Source organism: Microbacterium lacus (assembly GCF_002812805.1).
Lineage (GTDB): Bacteria > Actinomycetota > Actinomycetes > Actinomycetales > Microbacteriaceae > Microbacterium > Microbacterium lacus_A.
The window spans coordinates 81,676-106,755 of sequence record NZ_NMUM01000009.1 but is presented as its reverse complement, the minus strand read 5'-3'; the positions used below and the strand labels follow the sequence as shown (position 1 = coordinate 106,755).

Here is a 25,080-nt window from a genome sequence, read left to right as displayed (position 1 = left end):
CGTCTCCCGGGGTGTTTGGCCGCACAGGGGGTGTTTCGCCGACGTTCACGGGTCAGAACAGGGTGGGCGGGGACACGTCGAAGCGCGGACCCGAGGGCTTGGTGTCGCGACGAGGCGCCCATGCCGGTCCGCCCGTGGCTGTCACGCCCGCAAGGGACGCGCCGGCGGAGCGCGTGGTGATCACCGGGCCAGGACCGCGCGCCCGCATCGTCTGCTCCTCTTCGGCGCGCCCGTCGAGCCTGTGCGCCCGGATCAGGGGTCGCACGCGTTTCGCTAGCCACTGCCGATAGCCCTTCGGCGCGTTGGACGTCGCGCCCGGATACAGCCCGCGGTACGACGAAACGAGTTCCGGATGCTCCCGCTCGAGCCACTGCATGAACCAGGGCTTCACGCCCGGGCGCAGGTGCAGCGCGCCGTAGACGACGCGCACCGCGCCGGCCTCCTTGATGCGCGCGAGTGCGTCGTCGAGCGCGGGAATGGAGTCGGTCAAGTGCGGCATGACGGGCATCATGAACACCGTTACCCCGAACCCCGCGACTGTGGCGGCGCGCACGGCCTCGAGACGAGCGGTTGCCGTGGGTGTTCCGGGCTCGATCGAGTGCTGCAGGGCATCGTCGAACACCGCGATCGAGAACGCGAGATCGACGGGCACGTGCTCGCGGGCTGCTGCGAGCACGCCGAGATCGCGTCGGATCAGCGTGCCCTTCGTCAGGATCGACAGGGGGGTGCCCGATTCGGCGAGAGCCTCGATGATCGAGGGCATGAGCGCATACCGTCCCTCGGCGCGCTGGTACGGGTCGGTGTTGGTGCCCAGGGCGACGTGCTCGTGCTGCCAGGAACCCGCACGCAGTTCGCGCCGCAACACGTCAGCGACGTTGGTCTTGACGATGATCTGCGAATCGAAGTCCGCGCCCGCGTCGAGGTCGAGGTACTCGTGCGTACCGCGAGCAAAGCAGTTGTGGCTGATAACACCGTTGGCGATGAAGTCACCCGTGCCTGTTGTGATGTCCACCATGTCGATGTCGTAGCCGAGACCCTCGACACCGACCACGCGCAGATCGGATGCGGTCTTCACCGCGGTGCCGAGAATAGCCAGTTTGCGCGTTATGGCGGGGCGCGTCAGCTGGAAGAATCTTTGCCGTGCGGGCAGGCCTCCCAGAAGGCGAACGTAGCGAACGCCATTCGCGCGTGCGGGCTCGACGACCGCACTAAGCGCGTAGTGCGCCAGAGACTCCATGATTGTGCGGATGATGTTTGGATCGCTGTTGCTGATGCGGAGCACCCCTCGGGAACAGGATCCCTCGGCATCGAAGACGCCAGACAGGAATCCGGCTCTCCAGCCGCTGCTCGGATCCACGGGGTCGCGGATGAGATCTTCGACGTGTGCAACCGCGTCTCGTCGTGCCGTGTGAATCGCGGTCATCTGTCGGCGGGTGGTTGTGGCGGGTGTGAATGGGCGTAGCAGGGTCTCGATGCCTTCCGCGAGGAGGAACGCGCGAGTCCGATCGAGTGCCTCCGCATCTGCGAGAGCGAGACGAAAACGGTTGACTTCGCGCGTACGTTTCGCGTCGACGTAGGTTCCGCGAAAGATCATTCCGTCTCCACGGATCATTCCGGCGAGGTACCCCCGGCGAAAATCTGCATCCAGGAGTAGGTCGGGGTGCATCGCACCGCCGAGCCCGAACCCCTGGAGTCGGTTGTTCGTCGTCAGAAAGGGTCGCTGCTCTGATCCCGACATCGTTCCCGTGACGTGCTTCCAGCCCCGGTCGCTGAGGAACCGATGGTCGCCGCTCGCGATGATCTGCGTGCCGTCGGCAAGGGTGATGCGGTACGCGCGCTTATGCGTTGACCACTTTGCGCGGACAGTTGTCTCAACGTAGCGCCGGTAGTTTCCCGAGCGCTCGGTTCCGACGATGTGATCGCCGACGCGGAGATCACCGAGTCGGCGCTGTCGACCATCCGCCAGCACGATCAGGGTGTCCGGGTCGAGGCAATAGGAGCACGCATGGCTGCATCCTCGGTACGGATTGATCGTCCAGTTGAACGGCATCGACGACGCCCCGGGCACATGATTGAGCGCCGACTTCGCGAGCACCTCGTGAAAGGTGATGCCGGCGAATTCAGGCGTCGTCACCGAACGGACGAGCCCGTCCATTCGTTCCAGCCCCGGTAGTGCGGATTCGTCCGCAACTCCGAGCTGTTGTCCGCGCCAGCGCATCCTATATTCGAACATAAAACCGAAGTATCCGTCAACCCGCGCGGCGCGGGAAGGCGAGCGCCCAGAGTCATCGGACAGAATGAATGGATGACCTCCGCGACCGGGTCACCCGAATCCCGGCGTGCGGCACGGAATGCGGCACCGCCGCACCGCGGCGTACGCAGGCTTGCCGCGGCGTCGATCGGCGTCGCTCTCGCAGTCGCGGCAGTCGCAGGCATCGGCGGAGCGCTCGCCGCGCCTCGCGCCGATCTGAGCCCCGCAGCGGCGACGACCTCACCCGCGCCACCCCCGCCGAGCGCGACTGCCATCCCCGCGCCCACCCTCTCCGAGGCTCCCGTTGCCGAGGGAGCGTTCTGTGATCGGCCCGAAGTTCAGGCGGGGATCGCGGCCGGGGACGATCCGGCCGTGATCGCCGCGGCTGGTGGGGGCGAAGGGCTTCGACAGGCCGTCATCCGCGGCATTGCACCGTGCATCGACCTGCGTGACCCCTCGCATGTGTGGTTCGTCGTGAACAAGACGATGCCGATGGAACCGATCGATTTCGCGCCGTCCGATTGGGTTGCGCCCGGGGGTGTGCCGCTGGGCAACCTCGCCGCCGTGCGGACGGACATCGCGCCGACGGTCACCGCGATGTCCGAGGCATCCATCGCAGCCGGCACGGGGCAGATCGGCATGCAGAACGGATATCGGGGCTACTCCGTGCAGCAGCGCATCCACAACGATCGCGTGGCATCACTCGGCAAGGAGGCCGGTGAACGACTTGCCGCGCGTCCCGGATACAGCGAGCACCAGTCGGGCATCGCGATGGACGTTTTCGGGTGTACCCCCGGATGCTCGTCGTCGGAGCAGTTCGGAACCACGACGACTTATCAGTGGGTCGTGGAGCACAGCTGGGAGTTCGGCTGGATCATCCGCTACGAAGACGGCCTGACTCCCATCACGGGCTACGACCCCGAGGCTTGGCACCTGCGCTACATCGGCCCCGAGCTGGCCGCCGAGTACCACGCAGGCGGATTCCGCACGCTCGAGGAGTTCTTCGGCCTGTCCGCGGCGCCCGGCTATCTCGACTGAGTCGACGTCGATCGTCATCGGAGATCCGCAGATATCCCGCCGCCGAGCGTCACCCGTGCCCGGTGTCAGGCCCACGGGCGGAAGGCGAGGAAGATCGCGGCGCTGGCGATCCAGAACAGCGCAATGAACACGAAGTCCCGCGCCCGGAACGGGATCCGGTACCGCTCGGTTCGATGCGGGTAGGCGCCGAACGCGCGCGCGTCCATCGAGAGGGCGACGCGCTCGGCGTGCCGAATGGCGCCGGCGAGCAGCGGCACGACGTACCCGATCCGTCGCCTCACCGCGGCGATGGGCCCGCGGCCGTACGTGGCGCCGCGGACCCGATGTGCGGCACGGATCACCTCGAGCTCGTGCCCGAAGCGCGGCACGAAACGGAACGCCGCGAGCGCCGTGTATCCGACGCGATACGGAACTCGCAGTTGCTGGATCATCGAGCGGGTCAGGTCGGGCCCCGTCGTGGTCAGCCCCCCGATCAGCGCAAGCGCCAGAATCGCTCCAAGCCTCAGTGCGGTCGCGAAACCGATCTCGAGCGCCTCGCCGTAGAGGGTCCAGGAGCCGAGCTGCAGGATCACGACGTCGTGCGAGATGCGCGAGGCATCCGTCCACAGAGAAAAGCCGATACCGATCAGCAGCAGGAAAGCGGGCACGGCGAGCAGCAGTATCACGAGCGTCCTGGCCGAGAGGCGGGCGCCCAGGAGGATGACGGCGTATGCAAGCACGAGGAAAGCGGCCGGGGTCGGCAGGTCCCGCACGGCGAGCAGCGCGAGCATCGCCGGCACGGGAGCGGCGATCTTGGCGAGCGGATTCAGGGCGTACAGCAAGCGCCAGCGCGGTTCGGCTTCGCGGCTCGCGGCGTGCTCGAGGGTCGGCCTCGGCGTCGCATCGATCATCGCGCAGCCCCCTCGGTCGATTCGGGCGCTCTCTGCGGCTCCGTTCCACCGAGTCGGCCCGAATCGGCCGAGAGAGTACCCGGAAGATCCGCCAGTCGGACGATTCCCGAGATCTCGGGATGCATCGACAGATCCGCCAGCGCGGATGCCAACGGCGGTCGACGGAGCCCCGCTGCGCGGAGCAGCTCGGCGTCCGCGAAGATGTCCGCGGTCGGAGCGTGCGCAAGCAGACGCCCCTCGACGATCACCGCGGTGTGTGTGACGTACTCGGTCACCAGCTGCATGTCGTGCGTCACCACGATGACGGTCGTGCCCTGCGCGTTGAGCTCGGCGAGGATTCCGAGCAGCTCGTCAGCGCGCGCGCGATCCTGGCCGAACGTCGGTTCGTCGAGCGCCAGCACCGGTGCGCCGGCGATCAAGGCCGTGCCCACAGACAGGCGTCGCTTCTGTCCGCCCGAGAGCAGGAAGGGATGGGATGCTTCGCGCCCGGTCAGCCCGAAGCGCTCGAGCATGTCCGCGACCCGCGTCTGAATCTCTGCCTCGTTCGCGCCGCGCAGGCGGAGACCCTGCGCCAACTCGTCGAAGACGCTGTTCGTGACGAACTGGTGCTCGGGATTCTGGAAGACGAAGCCGATCCGCGCCGTCAGCGCCGCAACATCCGCGCGGCCCGGGTCGATCCCGTCGACGACGACCCGGCCACGCGGCGGTGGTACGACACCCGCTATCGCTTGAACGAGCGTCGTCTTACCCGCACCGTTCGGGCCCACGACGGCGAGGAACTCGCCCGCGCGGACGTCGAGGTCGATGCCGTGCAGCACCGGGGTGCGGCCGCGACGGACGGTCAGATCGCGGACGCGGATGATCGGCTCGGCGGGCCGCTCGGTGCGTGCGAGTGCGGGGACGGTCCCGGATGCGGGGCTGGAGGCGCGTGGCATGGCGGCCGAAGCATCCGTCCTCCCCGCGTTCGCACCGTCCGCTGCCGGTTGAGCCGCTGTCTCGAGCGCGGCACGCAGTTCGGCGGCGGTGAGGGGGAGCGGGTCGAGCGCGTACCCCGCCGCGCGGAGTCGGAGCGCGGCGAGCGCCGACACCGGCAGCCACACCCCGAGCGCGCTGAGCTCGGCGGCGCGCCCCCGGAGCACCGCGTCCGTGGTGCCATCGGCCACGAGGTGCCCGTTCGCGTCGAGCACGATCACGCGGCTGACGAGCTCGACCATCGCGTCGAGGTTGTGCTCGACCAACACGATCGAGCTATCGCCTGACTCGACGACGTTGGCGAGGGCGGCCGCGACGTCGTCGATGCCCTGTGGGTCGAGGTTGGCCGTGGGTTCATCCAGCACCAGCAGGCCCGATCCCATCGCCAGGGCGGTCGCGATCGCGAGGCGCTGGCGACCACCGCCCGACAGGCGGTCGGGGTTGTCGTCGCGTCGCTCCCACAGTCCGACGCGACGGAGCGCCGCCTCGGCCCGGGACAGGACCTCGTGCACCGGGAGTGCGAGATTCTCAGGCCCGAACGCCACCTCGTCGAAGACGGTGGACGTGACGATCTGCGCGTCCGGGTCCTGGAACACCATCGCCACGCTCGGGCTCAGCTCGGCGACCGTCGCTTGGGTGGTGTCACGGCCGTCGATCAGCACGCTGCCGCCGATGTCGGCGGGGATCGCGTGGGGGATGAGGCCGTTCAAGCTGAGCGCGAGGGTCGACTTGCCCGAGCCGCTCGGCCCGAGGATCAGCACCACCTCGCCTGGTCCGACCGAGAACGAGACACCGTCCGGTGCCGCGCTCGCCGCGTCGGGATACCGCACGGCAAGGTGCGTCACGGTCGCCGAAACGCCCGCGCGGCGAGGTGCGGACGAGAAGTCGGGGGAAGCGGTCACAGAAGCCTCGGGTGGAAACCCAGAGAACCAGGCACCCTGGTTCTCATCCCAATTTAGCTGAGCCTTACCTTCCTCGGCAATGAAAGGGTCGGGTGCGCGGGACGCCGGCCGGGGCGGCGTCAGCGGGGAACGCGCGAGACGCCGGCGCGACGCAGCGCGGCGCCGATAGCCAGGCCGACGGCCGTCCAGGCGATGGGGCCGAGGATCGAGAGCGCGATATAGATTGCCTGGGCCCAGAGGGGCAAGCGCGCGAGGTCGACCACAAAGCCGACGACGACGGCGATGAGGATGCCGATGATCGCCGCCGAGACGAAGAAGCGCCACGCCCCCCACGCTCGATAGCGAGTCAGTGCGGCGACACCCTCCTGAATCAGTCCGAAGAGGAGGGCCGTGCCGAGAAAACGCAGAGCCCACGCCGGGTTGAAAGCACTCGCAACAAGCGCCGCGATCAGGTGGGCGAGCAGCGCTACGAAGGGCATGCGCAGGAGTTCCTGCGCGATGATTCCGGGCAAGACATGCGAGCCGAGCACCAGGCCGTAGGCCACGCCAGCGGTGCCGATGATCACAACGGGCGTGAGCCATCCGGCCACCGCGCCGACCAGTCCCGTTGCAACGCCGATCGCCGCGCACGTCAGCAGCACGCGCGTCGTCAGGGGGCTCCGGGTGCGCACCACGTCAGGTTATCGCTCCACCAGGGTCCCGCGGCGACCGGTGCGCCGGACAAAACCCGCGGTCGCGCTCAGGGGCGACGGCGCCGCGGGGTGAGGCGGACGCCCGGCAGGGGAGGTGCGGGAACGCGCTCGTCGCCGTGAGCCACGACGTGGCCGAAGCGTATCGAGCCTGCCTCCCACGCATCCCTCGCCTCGACGATCTCGTCGTGGGTGCGCCCGACGAAGTTCCACCACATCACCAGGTCGGACTCGAACGGTTCGCCGCCGATGAGGAAGAGCGTCGCAGGCTCGGCAGCAGTCACGTCGATGTGGTCGCGACCGATACCGAGGTACAGCAGCTCGTGGGGCCCGAGGGTCGCGGCCGCGGGATCGACATCGCCCGGGCCCGAGGCATCCGCCCCGAGACCTGCCGCGACGTCGGCAGCGCCGAACGCGCCCACCAGGGCGTACTCCCACTCGCGCCGGAGCGGGATACGCGCGGTCGATCCGGCCAGCACGACGATCTCGGCACCCACCAGCGGGGTGAAGGCGCTCGCGGGCGACGTCGTGCCGGCGAGCTCACCCATCACGACAGTCGCGGTGCCGGCGGGTTCACCCTCCGGCGCCTGCAGATCGAGCGTCGGCAGTGCGGTGTGGCGTTCGAACGACGGTGCGCCGTGACGGCGGTTCTCGGGCAGCGCGATCCACAGTTGCAGGGCGTCGAGGGGAATCGGATGCTCGCCGACCGAATACTCCGAGTGCGAGATGCCCGCACCGCTCGTCATCAGATTCAGCTCGCCGCGCGTCACGACAACATCGCTCCCCACGCTGTCGCGGTGATGCACCTCGCCGACGAACGGCCACGTCACCGTCTGCAGCCCGATATGGGGGTGCGGCTCGACCCGCATCAGTGCGTCTTGCGGGCCAAAACGATCGAGGAAGCACCACGCGCCCACCATCGGCAACTCGCGATGCGGCAGGATGCGGCGCACCTCCATGGCGCGGACGCCGCCGAGCGGGACGTCCCGCGCCTCGAGGCGCAACGAACGCGGCCCATCGCAATCGGATGCTTGCTGCACATCCTCGTCGCCGGCCGCGTCCAGACGGGTCATCCCGCCGACTCACCCGTCGTCGCGGACTCCTGCGCGTCGGATTCGTCGGGCCAGTCGATGACGCCGCCGGGTACTTCGTGATCCTTGAGGTAGCTGGCGATGAACGGGCAGAGCGGCACGATCGTCTCGCCGCGGCGAGCGGCATCCGCGAGTGACTCGGAGGCGATGATGTCGCCGAAGCCGCGACCGCGGAATGCCTTGTCGATCTGGGTGTGGGTGAACGCGATCCGTCCACCCTCGCTGAGTTCGAATACGGCGAACCCGGCGAGTTCGTCGCCGTCCTTCAGCTCGTAGCGGTTGCGTTCGTCGTTGCGGATGACCGTCGGGGCGGCCGGGGCCTCATTCATTGCGCTGCCGTCGTGGCTCATGGGGTTCCTTCCCTCGGTTGTTCCAACGTAGGCGCGCACGGTCGTGTTCCGCGACGGGGTGGACAGGTCAGGAAAACACGCTTCGGTCCTCTTCTCCGGCCGCATGGGGAAGACTCGAGGAATGGACCTTCTCGCACGGATGCCCCCGAGCACCGACGCGAGCCCGGACGTGATCTACGAAGCTTTCGTCGATTGGGCTTCCGAGCGGGGCCTGAGTCTGTATCCGGCGCAGGACGAGGCCGTCATCGAGCTCGTCTCGGGGGCGCACGTGATCCTGTCGACGCCGACGGGCACCGGTAAGTCTCTCGTCGCCGTCGCGGCGCATGCCGCCTGCCTCGCTCGCGGCGGTCGCACCTATTACACGGCGCCGATCAAGGCGCTCGTGAGCGAGAAGTTCTTCGCGCTCGCCGAGATCTTCGGGGCGTCGAACGTCGGTATGGTGACGGGCGATTCGTCGGCCAATCCGGATGCTCCGATCATCTGCTGCACCGCCGAGATCCTCGCGAACCTGGCTCTGCGTCAGGGTTCCGACGCATCCGTCGATCAAGTCGTGATGGACGAGTTCCACTACTACGGCGATCCCGACCGCGGCTGGGCGTGGCAGGTACCGCTGCTGCTGCTCCCGCGCGCGCAGTTCCTGCTCATGTCGGCCACGCTCGGCGATGTGACGCCGATCGTGGAGGATCTCGAGCGCCGAACGGGCAGGCCGGTCGCCCTCGTGACGGGCGTCGAGCGGCCCGTGCCTCTGCACTTCTCGTACTCGAAGGATCAGATCCACGAGGCTGTTGAAGAGCTGCTCGAGACGAAACAGGCGCCGATCTACGTCGTCCATTTCTCGCAGGCAGCGGCCATGGAGCGGGCGCAGGCCCTCTCGAGCGTGAAGATCGTTTCACGCGAGCAGCGCGACGAGATCGCCGAGGCGATCGGAGGCTTCCGCTTCACCACGGGCTTCGGCAAGACGCTCTCGCGCCTCGTACGTGCGGGCATCGGGGTGCATCACGCGGGCATGCTGCCCAGGTACCGCCGCCTCGTCGAGACCCTGGCCCAGCGCGGCCTCCTGCGGGTCATCTGCGGCACCGACACCCTCGGCGTCGGCATCAATGTCCCGATTCGCACGGTGCTCATCACGGCGCTGTCGAAATACGACGGACAGCGGATGCGTCAGCTCAGCGCCCGCGAATTCCACCAGATCGCCGGGCGCGCCGGGCGAGCGGGTTACGACACCGCCGGAACCGTCGTCGTGATGGCACCCGAGCATGAGATCGAGAACGAAGCGGCTCTCCGGAAGGCCACGGCCAAGCAGGCGCAGAACCCGTCGTCGAAGGTCAAGAACATCGTCCGCAAGAAAGCTCCGCAGGGGTTCGTGTCGTGGGGCGAGGCATCCTTCGACAAGCTCGTGGTGGCCGAGCCCGAGCCGCTGCTGCCGCAGATGCAGCTCACGGCGGCCATGCTGATCAACGTGATCGCGCGCGGAGGCGACGTGTTCGCCAACGTCCGCTCTCTCGTGTTCGACAACCACGAGCCGCTGGTCCGCCGTTACGCCCTGGCACGCCGGGCTCTGGCGATCTTCCGCACGCTCCGACAGGCGGGCATCGTCGAGGTCGGACCGGGAGGCGCCATCCGTCTCACCGTCGACCTGCAGCCGAACTTCGCCCTCAACCAGCCGCTCTCGCCGTTCGCGCTCGCCGCGATCGAGTTGCTGGATCGCACCGAGCCCGCCAGCGACGCGGCCAACCTCGCAGAATCGCGCGAACTCCGTAGAATCGCGCCCGATTCCTCCGAACCTCGCGAGAATCTGCGAATTGCGGACGGTTCCCAGACCGTCGGGACGGGCCACTACGCGCTCGACGTGCTCAGCGTGATCGAGGCGACGCTCGACGACCCCCGCCCCGTGCTGTCGCAGCAGCAGTTCCGCGCGCGGGGCGAGGCGGTCGCGGCGATGAAGCGAGCCGGGATCGAGTACGACGAGCGGATGGCGGCGCTCGAGGAGGTCACGCACCCCCAGCCGCTCGCGGAACTGCTGGCCCAGGCCTACGAGGTCTTCGCCTCGAGCCAGCCGTGGATCCGCGACTTCCAACTCTCGCCCAAGTCGGTCGTCCGCGACATGTACGAGCGGGCCCTCTCGTTCGGCGAGTTCGTCTCGCTCTATCAACTCGGCCGGAGCGAAGGTCTGGTGCTGAGGTACCTGAGCGACGCCTACCGGGCGATTCGGCAGACCGTCCCGATCGAGGCTCAGACCGAGGACCTGCTCGACGTCGTCGCCTGGTTGGGCGAACTCGTCCGGCAGGTCGACTCCAGTCTCGTCGACGAGTGGGAGAGCCTGATCAACCCGGTCACCGACCCCTCCGCACCGGTCGTGCCGCCGCCCCCGCCCTCGCTCGTGCGGAACCGGCGGGCGTTCATGGTGCTGGTGCGCAACGAGCTGTTCCGGCGCATCCGTCTCGCAGCTCTTCAGCAGGACGACGAGCTCGTCGAGCTCGATCCCGACGCCGGATGGCCCGATGCGCTCGACGCGTACTTCGACGAGCACGACGAGATCATGACGGGCGGCCCGGCGCGATCTCCCGCGCTCGTCGCGATCGACGAGTCGGATGCCGCGAACGGCATATGGCGGGTCGAGCAGACGATCGACGACCCGGATGGCAACCACGACTGGCGGATCCGCGGGTCGGTCGATCTCGATGCGTCCGACGAGGAGGGTGCCGCGGTGCTGCACGTCGACGAGGTCCTGCGGCTGTAACGTCCACGCCCCGTGGTCGACGCGGGACGCCGCGAACATCCGAGAGGTGTGGTTGGCTTTCGTGTCGCCCAAAACTAGCCCCGTGTTCACTTCAGCCCCAGCGAACCTCCGCGATGTTCGCTGCTCGTCGCGCTGCCCCCGCCCGGGCCGAGCGTCGGGGGCGCTCGTTACACTCGACAGGTGCCCCCAGCCCCTTCCGATCCGTCCGCCGCGGGCGAGCAGTGGGCCGGTGCGTGGGACGAACCGCCACCGGATGACTGGGCCCCCGAACCCGACGACTGGGTGCCGCCGCCCGACACGGGCGCACCCCCACCCGACTGGGCCGCCCCGGCGCCGCTCGCTACCGGCTCCAGTCGCCCGGCCGCAGCGACCGCTCCTCCGCGAGAGCGTCGCGCCGCCGCATCCGGATACGCCACCCCACTCGATGCGCTCCGCACCGTCTACGGGTACGACGCGTTCCGCGGCGATCAGGCCGACGTCATCGAACACGTCGTCGCGGGCGGCGATGCCATTGTCCTGATGCCCACGGGCGCGGGCAAGAGCGTGTGCTACCAGGTGCCGGCGCTCGTCCGCGAGGGCACCGGCCTGGTCGTCTCGCCGCTCATCGCCCTGATGCACGACCAGGTCGACGCTCTCCGCGCCAACGGCGTGCGCGCCGCGTACCTCAACTCCACTCAGGCGCCGGACGAGCGTGCACAGGTGGAGCGCGCCTACCTCGGTGGCGAGCTCGACCTGCTCTATGTTGCGCCGGAGCGTCTGAACACCTCGTCGACTGCCCGCCTGCTCGAGGGCGGCAAGCTCAGCGTCATCGCGATCGACGAGGCGCACTGCGTCTCGCAGTGGGGGCACGACTTCCGGCCCGACTACCTAGGACTCGGCGACCTGGCCGAGCGGTTCCCGGGGGTGCCGCGCCTCGCCCTGACCGCCACCGCGACACCCGCGACCCACGCCGAGATCGGCGAGCGGCTGCGGCTGCCCGAGGCCCGGCATTTCGTGGCGAGCTTTGATCGCCCGAACATCCAGTACCGCGTCGAGCCGAAGGTCGAGCCGCGCAAGCAGCTGCTGTCCTTCATCCGCACACAGCCCGAGGGATCGGCCGGGATCGTCTACGCGCTCAGCCGCAAGAGCGTCGACCAGACGGCCGCCTACCTTCGGACGCAGGGGATCAACGCGCTGCCGTATCACGCGGGCCTCGACGCCTCGACGCGCTCGACGCATCAGTCCCGGTTCCTGCGTGAGGACGGTGTGGTCATGGTCGCGACCATCGCCTTCGGCATGGGGATCGACAAGCCGGATGTTCGTTTCGTCGCTCATGTCGACCTGCCGAAGTCGGTCGAGGGTTATTACCAGGAGACGGGCCGCGCGGGTCGCGATGGCGAACCATCCGTCGCCTGGATGGTCTACGGCCTCGGCGACGTGGTGCAGCAGCGGCGCATGATCGATCAGAGCCCCGGCGACCGCTCGTACAAGACGCGACTCGGTCAGCACCTCGACGCGATGCTCGCGCTCTGCGAGACGGTCGGATGTCGGCGGCAGAACCTGCTCGGATACTTCGGCGAGGCGTCCGGTCCGTGTGGCAACTGCGATACGTGTCTCACTCCGCCCGAGACCTGGGACGGACTCGTCCCGGCGCAGAAGCTCCTCTCGACCATCGTGCGTCTGCAACGCGAGCGCGGCCAGGCGTTCGGTGCGGGGCATCTCGTCGACATCCTGCGCGGGGCTTCCACCGACCGCATCCGGCAACAGGGTCACGACAAGCTTTCGACCTACGGCCTGGGTGCCGAGTTGAGCGACCAGGACTGGCGAAGCGTCATCCGCCAGCTGCTCGCGCGCGGCATCCTCGTGGCGCAGGGCGAGTACGGCACCCTGGCTCTCGGCGAACCGGCCGGTTCCGTGCTGCGCGGCGAAGCGCCCGTGCCGCTGCGGCGCGATGTGCTCGGGCGCACCGGCGGCGGGGGCGGTGGATCTCGTTCGCGACGAACGGCCGCATCGGCGGACGTGGATGCGGCCGACCAGCCGCTCTTCGAAGCCCTCCGCGCCTGGCGCGCCGAAACGGCCCGCGAGCTGGGCATGCCGGCGTACATCGTGTTCGGCGATGCGACCCTGCGTGCGCTGTCCGAGCACCGTCCCTCGTCGGCGGCCGAGCTGGATGGCATCACGGGCATCGGCGCGAAAAAGCGTGAGGCGTACGGCGAGGCCGTGCTCGCGGTGATCGCTGGGGCGTAGCCGGTCGTCCCGCCCGTTCCCCGGTGTGTGGGGAGGCGACAATCCACCCGGCGGACGGGGTGCCTGGCCCTTGGCGTATGGGCACAGGTGAGTTCACGCATCGTTGTGGCAGTCCTACGATGACGTCACCCCTGTAGTTTTCGCTGTCGAGAGGACAGTCATGGCTGACACCGCCGTTCGCTCCCGCAAGCCCTCGAGTGACAAGCGCACCCCCGCGGGTGGTGCGACCCACGCGCCGAACAGCGCCGCCGAGGCATCCGATCCACGCATCGACATCGCGCAGGTCACGGACCTGCTGCTCGGAACCTGGGCCGACACCCGCCGCGTCGCCCGCGAGATGACGAAGAACCCCGACCTCTGGCGTGACGATTCCCTCGGCATGGACGCGCATCGCGAGCGCGTGCTGGGCCAGCTCCACCTGCTGGTCGAACAGGGCGGCGTTCACCGCGCGTTCCCGAAGGCGTACGGCGGCGAGGAGAACAACGGCTCGAACATCGCGGGCTTCGAAGAACTCGTCACCGCGGATCCCAGCCTGCAGATCAAGGCCGGCGTCCAGTGGGGCCTGTTCGGGTCGGCCGTTCTGCAGCTCGGCACGAAGGAGCACCACGACAAGTGGCTGCCCGGCATCATGAGCCTCGAGATCCCCGGCGCCTTCGCGATGACCGAGACCGGTCACGGGTCGGATGTCGCGGCCATCGGCACGACCGCGACCTACGACCCGGCGACGGAGGAGTTCGTTATCCAGACGCCGTTCCGCGGTGCGTGGAAGGACTACCTCGGCAACGCGGCCCTGCACGGCATCGCGGCGACGGTCTTCGCGCAGCTCATCACCAACGGCGTGAATCACGGCGTGCACTGCTTCTACGTGCCGCTCCGTGATGCGAACGGCGACTTCCTGCCCGGCATCGGCGGCGAGGACGACGGGCTGAAGGGTGGCTTGAACGGCATCGACAACGGCCGCCTGCACTTCGACGGCGTGCGCGTCCCCCGCACCAACCTGCTCAACAAGTACGGCGACGTGGCCGCGGACGGCACCTACTCGAGCGACATCTCGAGCCCCGGCCGCCGCTTCTTCACGATGCTCGGCACGCTCGTCCAGGGTCGCGTGTCGCTCGACGGGTCCGCCATGTGGGCGTCGGCTCTCGGGCTCAACATCGCGATCACCTACGCCACGCAGCGCCGCCAGTTCGACTCCGGGGCCGGCACCGACGAGGTTGTGCTGATGGACTACGGCCGCCACCAGCGCCGCCTGTTCCCCCGTCTCGCGACGACCTATGCCGGACTCTTCGCGCACGATGAATTCCTGCAGAAGTTCGACGCCGTGTTCAGCGGAAAGTCCGACACCGACGCCGACCGCGAAGACCTCGAGACCCTGGCGGCGGCGCTCAAGCCGCTCTCGACCTGGCACGCCCTCGACACCCTGCAGGAGTCACGCGAAGCGTGCGGCGGCAACGGCTTCCTCTTCGAGAATCGCCTCGTGGGACTGCGCGCCGACCTCGACATCTTCGCCACGTTCGAGGGCGACAACAACGTGCTGCTGCAGCTCGTCGGCAAGCGTCTGCTGACCGACTACGGCCGGCAGTTCAAGGACAAGGATGCTCGGGCTCTCGCGGCCTTCGCCGTCGGGCAGACCGCGGGCAAGTTCTTCCACGGTGCTGGACTTCGTCAGCTCGGACAGGCGGTCGGTGACCTCGGTTCGACCGCGAGGTCGGTCGAGCGCGGTCTGCGTGCGGACCAGCAGCACGAGCTGCTGGCAGGCCGCGTGCAGCAGATGGTCGCCGACATCGCGGGGCGCCTGCGTTCCGCCGCGAAACTGCCACGCGACGAGGCTGCCGCGTTGTTCAACGCCAACCAGTCCGAGCTGATCGAGGCGGCGCGCGCGCACGGAGAGCTGCTGCAGTGGGAGGCGTTCACGGACGCCCTCGCGCGCATCACGGACGAGGGCAGCCGTCAGGTGCTGACGTGGCTTCGCGACCTGTTCGGCCTCAGCATGATCGAGAAGCACCTGGCCTGGTACCTCATCAACGGGCGCCTCTCCGCCCAGCGCGGAGGGGCTGTGTCGAGCTACATCGATCGCCTGTGCGTGCGACTGCGGCCGCATTCGCTCGACCTCGTCGAGGCCTTCGGCTTCGCCCCCGAGCACGTGCGCGCACCGATCGCGACGGGTGCCGAGAAGGCGCGCCAGGACGAGGCGCGGGCGTACTACGCCGCGCTCGAGGCATCCGGATCGGCTCCCGTCCCCGAGAAGAAGGGGAAGACTCCGACCCGAGCATGAGCCCTTACCGCATGCCGAAGGCCGGGCGCAACCCGTCGCGTCCGGCCTTCGGCATGCGTAGGGTCGTCCGCGGCGCGCCGATTGGCCGCGCCGCAAACACCGAAAGCAGGCACCTCATGAGCATCGGATTCGGCATCTTTCTCTTCGCGGTCGGCGCGATCTGCGCCTTCGCGCTCAACGTCGACCTCGGCTGGATCGACATCAAGACGGTCGGCTACATCCTGATGGGCGCCGGCGTCATCATCACGATCATCGGGATCGCGCTGCTGGCTCGTCGGCGCAGCGTCGCCTCGACGACCCGCAGCGGCGTCGATCCCGTCTCGGGTGAGCGCGTCACGCGCAGCGAGACCAGCGCACCCGAAGACCCGCGCGTCTGACACGGCCGCTCCGCTGTCACAGATCGACCCTCCGCGCCCGCGCCGACGTCGATCTGTGACAGCGGAGCATCCCGTCGCCCCACACCGGACACACAACGTCCGCGGTGTGGGGCACACTGGTCCCCGAAGAGGGGACCACCCATGGTTGATCGACAGGCGGGGCACGTCGCGGACGCGCACGAAGTCATCCGGGTCATCGGCGCGCGCGAAAACAATCTGAAGAACGTTTCGCTCGAGATTCCGAAGCGGCGCCTGACGGTCTTCACCGGGGTGAGTGGATCGGGCAAGTCGTCGCTCGTCTTCGGCACGATCGCCGCCGAATCGCAGCGCCTGATCAACGAGACGTACTCGACCTTCATTCAGCAGTTCATGGCGGCCCCCGACCGTCCCGACGTGGACGCGCTCGAGAACCTCTCGCCCGCGATCCTCGTCGATCAGGAGCGGATGGGCGCGAACGCACGCTCAACGGTGGGAACAGCGACGGACGCACACGCAATGCTGCGGATGCTGTTCAGTCGGCTCGGCACACCGCAGATCGGATCGCCGCAGGCCTTCTCGTTCAACGTCCCGTCGGTGAGCGGGTCGGGCGTGATCAAGAAAGATGACGGCACGCGTGAGGCGCGATCGTTCTCTGTCACGGGTGGGATGTGCCCGCGATGCGAAGGCCTCGGCGAGGCCAGTGACATCGACCTGGACGAACTGTTCGACAGCGGCAAATCGCTCGCCGAGGGCGCCATCACGATCCCCGGCTACAACGTCGACGGGTGGATGGTGCGCGGCTTCACCGAGTCGGGGTTTCTCGACCCCGACAAGAAGATCCGCGACTTCACCGAGCAGGAGCGCCAGGACTTCCTCTACAAGGAGCCCGTGAAGGTCAAAATGCGTGACTTCAACATGACCTACGAGGGCCTGATTCCGAAGATCACGAAGAGCTTCCTCCAGAAGGATCGCGATGCGCTGCAGCCCCACATCCGCGCCTTCGTCGATCGCGCGGTCAAGTTCACCGCCCGTCCCGACTGCGGCGGGACGCGCCTGAGCGAGGCGGCGCGATCGTCGACGATCGGGGGCGTGAGCATCGCGGATGCGGCGGCCATGCAGATCACGGACCTCGCCGCGTGGCTCCGGACGATCGACGACCCCGAGGTCGCACCGCTTCTGGCGGGCCTCCGCCACCTGGTCGACTCGTTCGTGGAGATCGGTCTGGGGTACCTGTCGCTCGATCGCTCCAGCGGAACGCTGTCGGGCGGAGAGGCGCAGCGCACCAAGATGATCCGCCACCTCGGATCGAGCCTGACCGACATCACCTATGTGTTCGACGAGCCGACCGCGGGACTCCACCCGCACGACATCGAGCGCATGAACGATCTCCTCCGACGCCTGCGCGACAAGGGCAACACCGTGCTGGTCGTCGAGCACAAACCCGAGGTGATCGCGATCGCCGACCACGTCGTGGACCTGGGTCCGGGTGCCGGGCGCAACGGGGGAGAGATCACCTTCACGGGGGATGTCGCGGGGCTCCGCGCCTCCGACACCCTCACCGGCCGCCATCTGGATCATCGCGCCCGGCTGAAGCCCTCCGTGCGCGCATCCACGAGCGCCCTGCAGATCCGCGGCGCGACGCAGCACAACCTGCAGAACGTCGACGTCGACATCCCGCTCGGCATCCTGACCGTCGTGACGGGGGTGGCCGGATCGGGCAAGTCGTCGCTCATCCACGGGCACCTGCCGTCGTTCGAGGACGTCGTGGTCGTCGACCAGGCACCGATCCGCGGTTCTCGGCGCAGCAACCCGGCGACCTACACGGGTGTGCTCGATGGCATCCGCGCCGCCTTCGCGAAGGCGAATGGTGTCAAACCCGCCCTCTTCAGCGCGAACTCGGCCGGCGCCTGCCCCGTCTGCAAGGGACTCGGGATCATCATCACCGAGCTCGGGTTCGCCTCGACGGTCGAGACGGTCTGCGAGGTGTGCGAGGGCAAGGGCTTCTCGGACGAGGTTCTCGCGTACCGCCTGAACGGGGCCAACATCCACGAGGTCATGTCGATGTCGGCGGCCGAGGCATCCGAGTTCTTCCCGTCCGGCCCGGCCCACACGACGCTGGCGCGGATGGTCGACGTGGGACTTTCGTACATCACCCTCGGTCAGCGCCTGAATACGCTCTCGGGGGGTGAGCGACAGCGCCTGAAACTCGCCATCAGCATGGCCAAGAAAGGCGCGGTGTACGTGCTCGACGAACCGACGACGGGACTGCACCTGGCCGACGTCGACAACCTGCTGGGGCTGCTCGACCGCCTGGTCGACGCCGGGAACTCGGTCATCGTGATCGAGCATCACCAGGCTGTGATGGCTCACGCCGACTGGATCATCGACATGGGTCCGGGCGCCGGACGTGATGGCGGTCGGATCGTCTTCGAGGGCACTCCGGCCGAGTTGGTGGCATCGGGAGAAACTCTGACCGCCCAGCACCTTCGGACGTACGTCGGCTCCTGACGACCCGGCCATCGAGCACGGCGCGCAGCGCCGAGTCGAAATGCCGGTGCGGTCAGCGTCCGGTGTCGAACAGGTGCCGCCCGCCGTGGCTGAGCACCTTCACGACGACACCGCGCGCGTGCAGCTCCGCGACGGCGCGAGTCTCTTCGTCGATGTCCCGCCCCAGGGCGTGCACGTTCGCGACGACGAGGACGTCCCCATGCTGGAGGGTCGCGAAGAACCGACCGAGCCGGTCGGACCATCCCTCGAGGATCTCGGGTGAGGGGTGCCGGAACCCCGCGATGGGCACGCCGAAGCGGGTCAGCTCATCTCGCTGTTCGGTGACCGTGGGCATCCCGTCGCGTGCGACGACGAGACCGACGAGGCGGGCACCCGCGGGCCGGGCCAGCCACCAGTCGCGATCGCGCTGCAACTCGGTGAAGCACTTCGGGCATTCGGCTGCCAGGTGGGGCAGATGCAGGGGGGCCGTCGTGTCTGCGGCGCAGTCTTCCTGCCGGTCCGTGGAGGGCGCGTGAGTATGACCGTCGGCGACCGCGTCGATCGTTTCGTTCATGGGTGCTCCCTGCTCACAGACCCGCACGATCCATTGTGCATGAGTCGGTGCACGAGCGCGCCGTGACTTACTCGCCGGTCCGCTCGGAATCGCTGAGACGCATCTGGATGCTGAGCTCGTCCGCGTCCAGCTCGTCGAGCGAGTGCCGGAGTGCGGCGGTGCTGTAGGTGCCGTCGCGGCGCAGTTCCAACAGGCGATCGCGCATGGCGTGGATCATCGCCAGGCGCAATTCGCTCATCTCCATCGCTCGCGCGTTCGAGTCGTCTTCGGGGGGCTGCAGCACGCGTGCCCGTACGCGCGCCACGATCTCCGTATCGAAGGATGTCCCGTCGCCTCGACGCAGATCCGGAGAAGCCAGGGCGGTCGCCGCTGCGGTCTGCAACTCCCCCCGCAGGTTGTCGCGTTCCTCCGGGGACGCGCCGCCGCCCGACCCTGCGAGCCCCAGCCGGCGCGCTACCCAGCCGAGGGTCCCTCCCTGGATCAGCAGAGTCCCCGCGGCCACGAAGAATGCCACGAGCAGCAGCGTCGCCCGGCTCTCCGTCTCCCGCGGAAGGGTCTGTGCCGCCGCGACGGTCACGGCTCCCCGCATGCCGGCCCAGACGATCAGCGAGCCATGCCGCCACCCCAGGGGCGATGCTTCGTAGTAGTCCAGATCGGCACGAGCCCGAGTCATCCGCAGGCTGAAATGGAACAGGCGACGCGGATGGTTCGGGCCTTTCGCGCGAGCTCGGACGGGCCCGCGGCGCGGCCTGCCCGCCAGAGCATCGGAGGCCGAGGCATCCGTGACCCTCTTGTCCCAGTCGTCGAAGCGGTCGCGCAGCGACGAGATCCTGCGAGCCCGACGGCTCTGCGCCCAGACGAGGGGCGCAACATAAAGAATGCGCACGGCGAGCACGATCAGGATCGCGACGAGGGCGAGCGTGGCGGCATGCCAGACGCCCTCGTGCTTCTCTTCGCTCTCGACGATGAGGCCGTACAGCTCGAGGCCCATGATGAGGAAGACGCCGCCCTCGAGAACCAGTTCGATCGTCCGCCAGTTGAGGGCGTCCGACATCCGTTGTTCCGCCGTGAACCAGCGCGCCGAGCCCTGCCCGGTCACGATCCCGGCAACCACGGCGGCGACGAGGCCCGAACCGCCGAAGTACTCGGTGGGGACGTAGGCGATGAACGGGATCGTGAAGCTGAGTGCGGTGTTGGCCGTCGGGCTGGCGACCCAGGCCCGTACCCGCAGGTTGACGAAGCCGACCACCGCGCCGACGACGACTGCCAACAGCACGGCCCAGCCGAAGTCCCAGATGGTGTCCAAGACCGAGAACGATCCCGTCACCGCCGCGATCGCCGAACTCAGCAGCACGAGCGCCGTGGCGTCATTGAGCAGGCTCTCGCCCTCGAGCACCGTCACGATGCGGGGCGAGATCCCGAGCTTTCGCACGATGGATGTCGCCACGGCATCCGTCGGGCTCAGGATCGCGCCCAGACCGATCGCGAGAGCGATGCCGAGACCGGGCACCAGCACGGCGAAGATGCCCCCGAGGACGAGCGACGAGATCAGCACCAGGCCGACGGACAGCGCCCCGATCAGGCCGAAATCGCGCCGGAACTCCACGGCGGGCAGTGCCACCGCCGCCGAATACAGCAGCGGCGGAAGGATGCCCGCCAGGATCCACTCGGGCTCGACCTCGAACTCGGGAACGAAGGGCAGAAAGCTGACCACGATGCCGAGAGCAACCAGCGCGAGGGGGCCCGCAACGCCGACGCGCGGCGCGAGGGCGGTGACGAGGGCGACCGCGACGACGCCCATCACCACCAGCAGAATCAGATCCACGTCCGTCCTTCCGAACCCCGAGGGTGTCCACCCGCGCTGGTGAGCGTGACGGTCGTCACTCGAGCCATGCGTAGAGCCTAGGGGTCCGTTCTTCAGAGGCGGGGTCTGCCGACCTCGGGAGGGCATCCCGATGATCGGCGGGGGACGCGATAGCGTGGCCGAATGGTGTCCACCCCCGACGAGAGCTCTGCGGCGCACGTCTCGTCGCATCCCGTCTCGTCGCCCCTGTACCCGCCGATCGAGCCCTACGAGTCCGGCGAGCTGTTGGTGGGGGATGGCCAACGGATCTATTGGGAGTGCAGCGGCAATCCGAAGGGCAAGCCCGTCGTCTTCCTGCACGGCGGACCGGGTGCGGGCACGTCCGCCTGGCACCGGCGGCTCTTCGACCCCGAGAAGTACCGCATCGTGCTGTTCGATCAGCGCGGTTGCGGACGCAGCACCCCGCACGCCAGCGACCCCGGCGACGACCTGCGCTACAACACGACGTGGCACCTCGTCGCCGACATCGAGTTGCTGCGCAAGAACCTCGGCATCGCGCGCTGGCAGGTGTTCGGTGGCTCGTGGGGCAGTGCCCTCGCGCTGGCGTACGCGCAGACGCATCCGGCGGTCGTGACCGAGATCATCCTGCGCGGGGTCTTCACGCTTCGCCGGCACGAGCTCGAGTGGTTCTACGAGGGCGGCGCCTCGGCGATCTTCCCGGACCTGTGGGAGGACTTCATCGCGCCGATCCCGGTGCTGGAGCGCTCACGGATGATCGACGCGTACCACCGCCGCCTGACCGACCCCGATCCGAACGTGCATGTGCCCGCAGCCGTGGCGTGGAGTCGCTGGGAGGCATCCACACTCACCCTGCGCCCGGACGCGGCGCTCGTCGCCTCGATGACCGAGCCCGCGGTGGCGACCGCGTTCGCGCGGATCGAGAACCACTACTTCGTCCATGGCGGCTGGTTCCGCGAGGGGCAGTTGATCGAGGATGTCGGAATCCTTCGAGACATCCCTGCCGTCATCGTGCAGGGGCGCTATGACATCTGCACGCCGCCCATGACCGCGTGGGACTTGCGTCGGGCGTGGCCCGAGGCTCACTTCGTGCTCGTCGCCGACGCCGGGCATTCGGCCACCGAGCCCGCCATCCAGTCCGCGCTCGTCGCGGCGACAGACCGCTTCGCCTCACGCTGACCCCGGCGCTGCACCCCGCCCGCCATTCAGCGGCCGAAACACCCTTTGCGCCACGACAAACCCCCCGGCGAGGGGTGTTTCGTCGTGCGAGGGGTGTTTCGGCGGCACGGCACGGCGCTACGCTCCGCCCGGTTCGGTCACTGAGCTTGTCGAAGTGACTAGCTGTAGCTCTCCCGGAGGTTGTGATCAGCGTGGCGTGAGGTGAATTGGGAGGACCTCCGATATCGAAGTGGGTTACCACACTCATTTCGACCACCGGAGGTCCTCGTGACTCACGCTAATGCTCCCTTGTCCGAAACCGGTCGTCTGCGGCTGGCGAAGCTTGTTGTCGATTCTCGTTGGCCGTTGCGGAGAGCAGCGGAAAGGTTCAGCTGCTCTCCGGCGACAGCGAAGAAGTGGGCAGACCGGTATCGGGCCGCAGGCACCGCGGGGATGCGCGATCTGTCCTCACGTCCGCTGATGTCCCCATCGCGAACGGCGCGACGGACGGAGAGACGGATCGTGTCGTTGAGGTTCGCGAGGCGGTGGGGCTCGCATCGGATCGCCTGGCACCTGCACCTGTCCCGCTCGACGGTGGAGAACGTGCTGCGTCGTTACCGGATGCCACACCTGTCGCAGTTGGACAAGGCGACCGGACTGCCGGTGCGGCGCCCGAAGCCGGTCCGCTACGAACACCCGAACCCCGGCGATCTCGTCCATGTCGACGTCAAGAAGCTCGGCCGGATCCCCGACGGCGGCGGTCACCGCGTAATGAGCCGCCAGCGCGGACAGAGCAACCGGAAGACGAGCAGACCGGGTTACGCGTACTTGCACCACGCCATAGACGACCACTCAAGACTCGCGTACTCGGAGATCCTCGGCGACGAACGCAAGGAGACAGCTGCCGCGTTCTGGGAGCGCGCCAAAGCATTCTTCACCGGGCACGGCATCACCGTGCTGCGCGTGATCACCGACAACGGCTCCTGCTACCGATCCCACGCCTTCAACGACGCACTCGGCGTCGGCGTGAAACACAAGTTCACCCGCCCCTACCGCCCGCAGACCAACGGGAAGGTCGAACGCTTCAACCGCACTCTGGCCGCCGAATGGGCCTACGCGCGCCCCTACCGTTCAGAAGCCGAGCGATTTGCTGCGTACGCCGACTGGCTCCACGAATACAATCACCACAGAGCCCACGGCGGCATCGACGGTCTCTCACCCATCCAACGCGTTCACAACGTCACGGAGAGCTACAACTAGCTACGCGCGCAGAGCCAGCGCGAGCGTGCGCGCGAGCCCCGCGATATTGCCCGTCATCTGGTACCGCGTGAACCCCTCGCTCACCTCGGCGCCCGTACGCGCGGTGACGAACCAGGGCGGCTTCGGCAGCACGGTCCGCTCCGCGGGGTCGGCGAACGTGCGGACCGAACGAGGGAAGGGTCGGAAGGGTCCGTGGACGACCGTCCGTTCGACACCCTCGAGCAGCAGAGCGTTGTGCACGACTCCGATTCCGCTGCCGACGTCGTCCAAAGTTCCGCCGGGGTAGGCACCCCACGTCCCGTTCGCGAGCAGGAAGTTGAAGCCCGTCCAGGCGTTGATCGCGATCGCGCCGTAGCGCAGCTCGGCGACCGCTTCCTCGAAGCCCGGCCCCAGGGCGGTTCGCGTCGCCGGGTCGATCAGCAGGTTTGCGCCGAGGGTGCCGGTGAGGCGCTCGTTCGCATAGGCGACGGCGTTGTCGAGGAACTGCTGCCCCGTACCCGGCAGGTCGATCACGCCGAGAATCGGCGCGAAGTACTCCGTGGTCTCGAGCGCCGAGGCATCCTGTTCCGCGTCGATTACCATGAGGACGCGCTCGCCGCCCCCGTCGTACGTCTCCGCGATCGGAGAATCCGCGGCCGTCCGCGCGACGCGGTCGGGCGCGTGTGGGTACCAGGTTGGGCGTTGCGGAGCACGGAGGTACGCGGCGCGGAGTTCGGAGAGGAAGGCGCCACGCTGCGCCCAGTCCCGTGAGACCACGACAACCTGACCCGCGATGCAGTTGTGTCCGGCGTTCTGCAGGCGCATCGTGACGACGTGCTCGGCCTGAAAGCGTAGGTCGGCCGCCGTCCACTCGCCGGGGACCACGATGACGGGCGAGACCCCGCCAAGCTCGGCGGTGATCGGCTTGGGCATCGCGGGGTCGTCGTTCCTCCTCCGCTCCGCCGCATCATCGCCGGTGCCCCAGACGATCGCGTCGAACGTCGCCTCGGATCCCGTGATGTGCACGTGATCGATGCCCGCGTGCCTGGTCAGGGCGGCGCCGACCGAGCCGTCGCCCGTGACGATGCGCAGGAACCCCGCCGCGATCAGGGGCGCGAGCGCTCGCCGGAAGGTGAGCGCGAGGGTATCCATCGTCGGGTTGAGCTTGAGGATGGCGACACGATTGCCGGCGACGAGTTCGTACAGCACGTCGAGCACGGGGATCGCGGTCACGTTGCCGGCTCCCAGCACCAGACCGACGCCCCCGCTATCGGACGGATGCCGCTGGCCGAGCCCCGCGGTCGTTCGCGCATCCTGCGCCGTCACGCCGGGTCGCAGCCAGACCTCTGCGGTGAACCCCGACAGCAGGAGCGCATCGGCGGGAGTCGCCGGGAACGCGGGCACTGTCACGCGCCCACCGGGCGCGGTGCCGAGGGTGAGCGCGTCGAGCGGGCTCCGCCCAGCGCTCAGTTCCGCGAGGGTGCGAGCATACGCGTCCAGCGCGACGATCACCGCGTACGGGCCGCTCAGCCACTCCTCGCCCCGGAGCGGATGCCGATCGTCCAGCCCTTTCATGAGCGCGGCCTGTTCCGCCCACTCCTGCGCACAGGCCACGACGCTCACGCGCACGCGCTCGAGGAGGCGAGCGCGTTGCCCGAGAGTGAGGTGAGACCAGGATGTGAGCCCGGCGCGCAGCGCGGCTATGTCGTCGTCGAGGGCGACAGTGACCGGATCAGACGAGATCGAGCTCACGGAGCTTCGACTCGACGTCGGCGTTCGACGGCTCGACCTGGAACGAGGCGTCGGGATACAGAACGACGGGGATGTTGGTGCGTCCCGAGATGTCGCGTGCCACATCCGCGGCCGACGGGTCGGCGACGAGGTCTACATACGTATACGGCACACCGAGCTCGTCGAGTTGCTTCTTGGTGCGGATGCAGTCGCGGCACCAGTCGGCTCCGAACATGGTGATGGTTTCGGCGGGAGTCTCGGTCGTCATCTGACCAGCCTAGAACCGGCC

18 protein-coding genes are annotated in these 25,080 nt (G+C 68.3%); 8 read left to right on the top strand and 10 right to left on the bottom strand.

Features of this window, described 5'->3' with window-relative positions:
* Positions 1–52 precede the first annotated feature (52 nt).
* Complete coding sequence (locus CGU34_RS03710) at positions 53–2,218, bottom strand: intein-containing Rv2578c family radical SAM protein (RefSeq protein WP_157811210.1); 2,166 nt, start codon at positions 2,216–2,218, stop codon at positions 53–55.
* Positions 2,219–2,305: 87 nt separating this feature from the next.
* Here CGU34_RS03710 and CGU34_RS03705 point away from each other — a divergent pair, with 87 nt between their 5' ends.
* Complete coding sequence (locus CGU34_RS03705) at positions 2,306–3,289, top strand: M15 family metallopeptidase (protein ID WP_100813278.1); 984 nt, start codon at positions 2,306–2,308, stop codon at positions 3,287–3,289.
* Between the two features lie 65 nt (positions 3,290–3,354).
* Here CGU34_RS03705 and CGU34_RS03700 read toward each other — a convergent pair whose 3' ends face one another.
* The 5 genes from CGU34_RS03700 to CGU34_RS03680 all read right to left on the bottom strand — a co-directional run bounded on the left by CGU34_RS03700 (position 3,355) and on the right by CGU34_RS03680 (position 8,183).
* The gene (locus CGU34_RS03700) at positions 3,355–4,179 is read right to left on the bottom strand and encodes an energy-coupling factor transporter transmembrane component T (protein ID WP_100813277.1); all 825 of its coding nucleotides are present in this window, start codon (positions 4,177–4,179) and stop codon (positions 3,355–3,357) included.
* Positions 4,176–6,053, bottom strand: a complete 1,878-nt coding sequence (locus CGU34_RS03695; protein WP_100813276.1) for an ATP-binding cassette domain-containing protein — start codon at positions 6,051–6,053, stop codon at positions 4,176–4,178. Before CGU34_RS03695 ends, CGU34_RS03700 begins: the two co-directional genes overlap by 4 nt.
* A gap of 119 nt (positions 6,054–6,172) precedes the next feature.
* Positions 6,173–6,724: an ECF transporter S component gene (locus CGU34_RS03690; protein ID WP_036298110.1), complete on the bottom strand. Its 552-nt coding sequence runs from the start codon at positions 6,722–6,724 to the stop codon at positions 6,173–6,175.
* A gap of 68 nt (positions 6,725–6,792) precedes the next feature.
* Positions 6,793–7,815 (bottom strand): pirin family protein, encoded by a 1,023-nt coding sequence (locus tag CGU34_RS03685; RefSeq protein ID WP_100813275.1) that lies wholly within the window; start codon positions 7,813–7,815, stop codon positions 6,793–6,795.
* Positions 7,812–8,183, bottom strand: a complete 372-nt coding sequence (locus CGU34_RS03680) for a GNAT family N-acetyltransferase (RefSeq protein ID WP_232711519.1) — start codon at positions 8,181–8,183, stop codon at positions 7,812–7,814. The genes CGU34_RS03685 and CGU34_RS03680 overlap by 4 nt, the downstream gene beginning before the upstream one ends.
* Positions 8,184–8,304: 121 nt before the next feature.
* Between CGU34_RS03680 and CGU34_RS03675 the strand changes: the two genes are divergently transcribed.
* The 5 genes from CGU34_RS03675 to CGU34_RS03655 all read left to right on the top strand — a co-directional run bounded on the left by CGU34_RS03675 (position 8,305) and on the right by CGU34_RS03655 (position 18,288).
* A complete protein-coding gene (locus CGU34_RS03675) occupies positions 8,305–10,923 on the top strand; it encodes a DEAD/DEAH box helicase (RefSeq protein WP_100813274.1) in 2,619 nt (872 codons plus the stop codon).
* Between the two features lie 180 nt (positions 10,924–11,103).
* Positions 11,104–13,149 (top strand): DNA helicase RecQ, encoded by a 2,046-nt coding sequence (gene recQ, locus CGU34_RS03670; RefSeq protein ID WP_440344728.1) that lies wholly within the window; start codon positions 11,104–11,106, stop codon positions 13,147–13,149.
* Between the two features lie 160 nt (positions 13,150–13,309).
* Positions 13,310–15,424 (top strand): acyl-CoA dehydrogenase family protein, encoded by a 2,115-nt coding sequence (locus CGU34_RS03665; RefSeq protein ID WP_100813273.1) that lies wholly within the window; start codon positions 13,310–13,312, stop codon positions 15,422–15,424.
* Between the two features lie 116 nt (positions 15,425–15,540).
* Positions 15,541–15,801, top strand: a complete 261-nt coding sequence (locus CGU34_RS03660) for a DUF6458 family protein (RefSeq protein ID WP_100813323.1) — start codon at positions 15,541–15,543, stop codon at positions 15,799–15,801.
* A 141-nt stretch (positions 15,802–15,942) separates the two neighbouring features.
* A complete protein-coding gene (locus CGU34_RS03655; RefSeq protein ID WP_100813272.1) occupies positions 15,943–18,288 on the top strand; it encodes an ATP-binding cassette domain-containing protein in 2,346 nt (781 codons plus the stop codon).
* 52 nt (positions 18,289–18,340) lie between these two features.
* Here CGU34_RS03655 and CGU34_RS03650 read toward each other — a convergent pair whose 3' ends face one another.
* Both CGU34_RS03650 and CGU34_RS03645 read right to left on the bottom strand, forming a co-directional pair.
* Positions 18,341–18,841, bottom strand: coding sequence for a recombinase family protein (locus tag CGU34_RS03650; protein ID WP_232711518.1), 501 nt, complete (start codon positions 18,839–18,841; stop codon positions 18,341–18,343).
* A 67-nt stretch (positions 18,842–18,908) separates the two neighbouring features.
* Positions 18,909–20,666 carry a cation:proton antiporter gene (locus CGU34_RS03645; RefSeq protein WP_198517672.1) on the bottom strand — a complete coding sequence of 586 codons (1,758 nt, stop codon included), beginning with the start codon at positions 20,664–20,666 and terminating at the stop codon, positions 18,909–18,911.
* A gap of 162 nt (positions 20,667–20,828) precedes the next feature.
* On the opposite strand from CGU34_RS03645, the gene pip reads away from it, so the two are divergent.
* A complete protein-coding gene (gene pip, locus CGU34_RS03640) occupies positions 20,829–21,842 on the top strand; it encodes a prolyl aminopeptidase (RefSeq protein ID WP_100813271.1) in 1,014 nt (337 codons plus the stop codon).
* Positions 21,843–22,109: 267 nt separating this feature from the next.
* Complete coding sequence (locus CGU34_RS03635) at positions 22,110–23,081, top strand: IS481 family transposase (RefSeq protein ID WP_100813270.1); 972 nt, start codon at positions 22,110–22,112, stop codon at positions 23,079–23,081.
* Here the strand turns inward: CGU34_RS03635 and CGU34_RS03630 are convergent, their stop codons facing one another.
* Positions 23,082–24,812 (bottom strand): aldehyde dehydrogenase family protein, encoded by a 1,731-nt coding sequence (locus CGU34_RS03630; RefSeq protein ID WP_100813269.1) that lies wholly within the window; start codon positions 24,810–24,812, stop codon positions 23,082–23,084. It lies immediately after the preceding gene.
* Positions 24,793–25,059, bottom strand: coding sequence for a glutaredoxin domain-containing protein (locus CGU34_RS03625; RefSeq protein ID WP_100813268.1), 267 nt, complete (start codon positions 25,057–25,059; stop codon positions 24,793–24,795). The genes CGU34_RS03630 and CGU34_RS03625 overlap by 20 nt, the downstream gene beginning before the upstream one ends.
* Positions 25,060–25,080 lie beyond the last annotated feature (21 nt).

What these genes read in the sequence shown, in the direction of transcription:
- CGU34_RS03710 (WP_157811210.1), bottom strand. Translation starts at nt 2,218, where the DNA reads ATGCGCTGGCGCGGACAACAGCTCGGAGTTGCGGACGAATCCGCACTA.
- CGU34_RS03705 (WP_100813278.1), top strand. Translation starts at nt 2,306, where the DNA reads ATGACCTCCGCGACCGGGTCACCCGAATCCCGGCGTGCGGCACGGAAT.
- CGU34_RS03700 (WP_100813277.1), bottom strand. Translation starts at nt 4,179, where the DNA reads ATGATCGATGCGACGCCGAGGCCGACCCTCGAGCACGCCGCGAGCCGC.
- CGU34_RS03685 (WP_100813275.1), bottom strand. Translation starts at nt 7,815, where the DNA reads ATGACCCGTCTGGACGCGGCCGGCGACGAGGATGTGCAGCAAGCATCC.
- CGU34_RS03680 (WP_232711519.1), bottom strand. Translation starts at nt 8,183, where the DNA reads ATGAGCCACGACGGCAGCGCAATGAATGAGGCCCCGGCCGCCCCGACG.
- CGU34_RS03675 (WP_100813274.1), top strand. Translation starts at nt 8,305, where the DNA reads ATGGACCTTCTCGCACGGATGCCCCCGAGCACCGACGCGAGCCCGGAC.
- CGU34_RS03665 (WP_100813273.1), top strand. Translation starts at nt 13,310, where the DNA reads ATGGCTGACACCGCCGTTCGCTCCCGCAAGCCCTCGAGTGACAAGCGC.
- CGU34_RS03660 (WP_100813323.1), top strand. Translation starts at nt 15,541, where the DNA reads ATGAGCATCGGATTCGGCATCTTTCTCTTCGCGGTCGGCGCGATCTGC.
- CGU34_RS03655 (WP_100813272.1), top strand. Translation starts at nt 15,943, where the DNA reads ATGGTTGATCGACAGGCGGGGCACGTCGCGGACGCGCACGAAGTCATC.
- CGU34_RS03650 (WP_232711518.1), bottom strand. Translation starts at nt 18,841, where the DNA reads ATGAACGAAACGATCGACGCGGTCGCCGACGGTCATACTCACGCGCCC.
- pip (WP_100813271.1), top strand. Translation starts at nt 20,829, where the DNA reads ATGGTGTCCACCCCCGACGAGAGCTCTGCGGCGCACGTCTCGTCGCAT.
- CGU34_RS03625 (WP_100813268.1), bottom strand. Translation starts at nt 25,059, where the DNA reads ATGACGACCGAGACTCCCGCCGAAACCATCACCATGTTCGGAGCCGAC.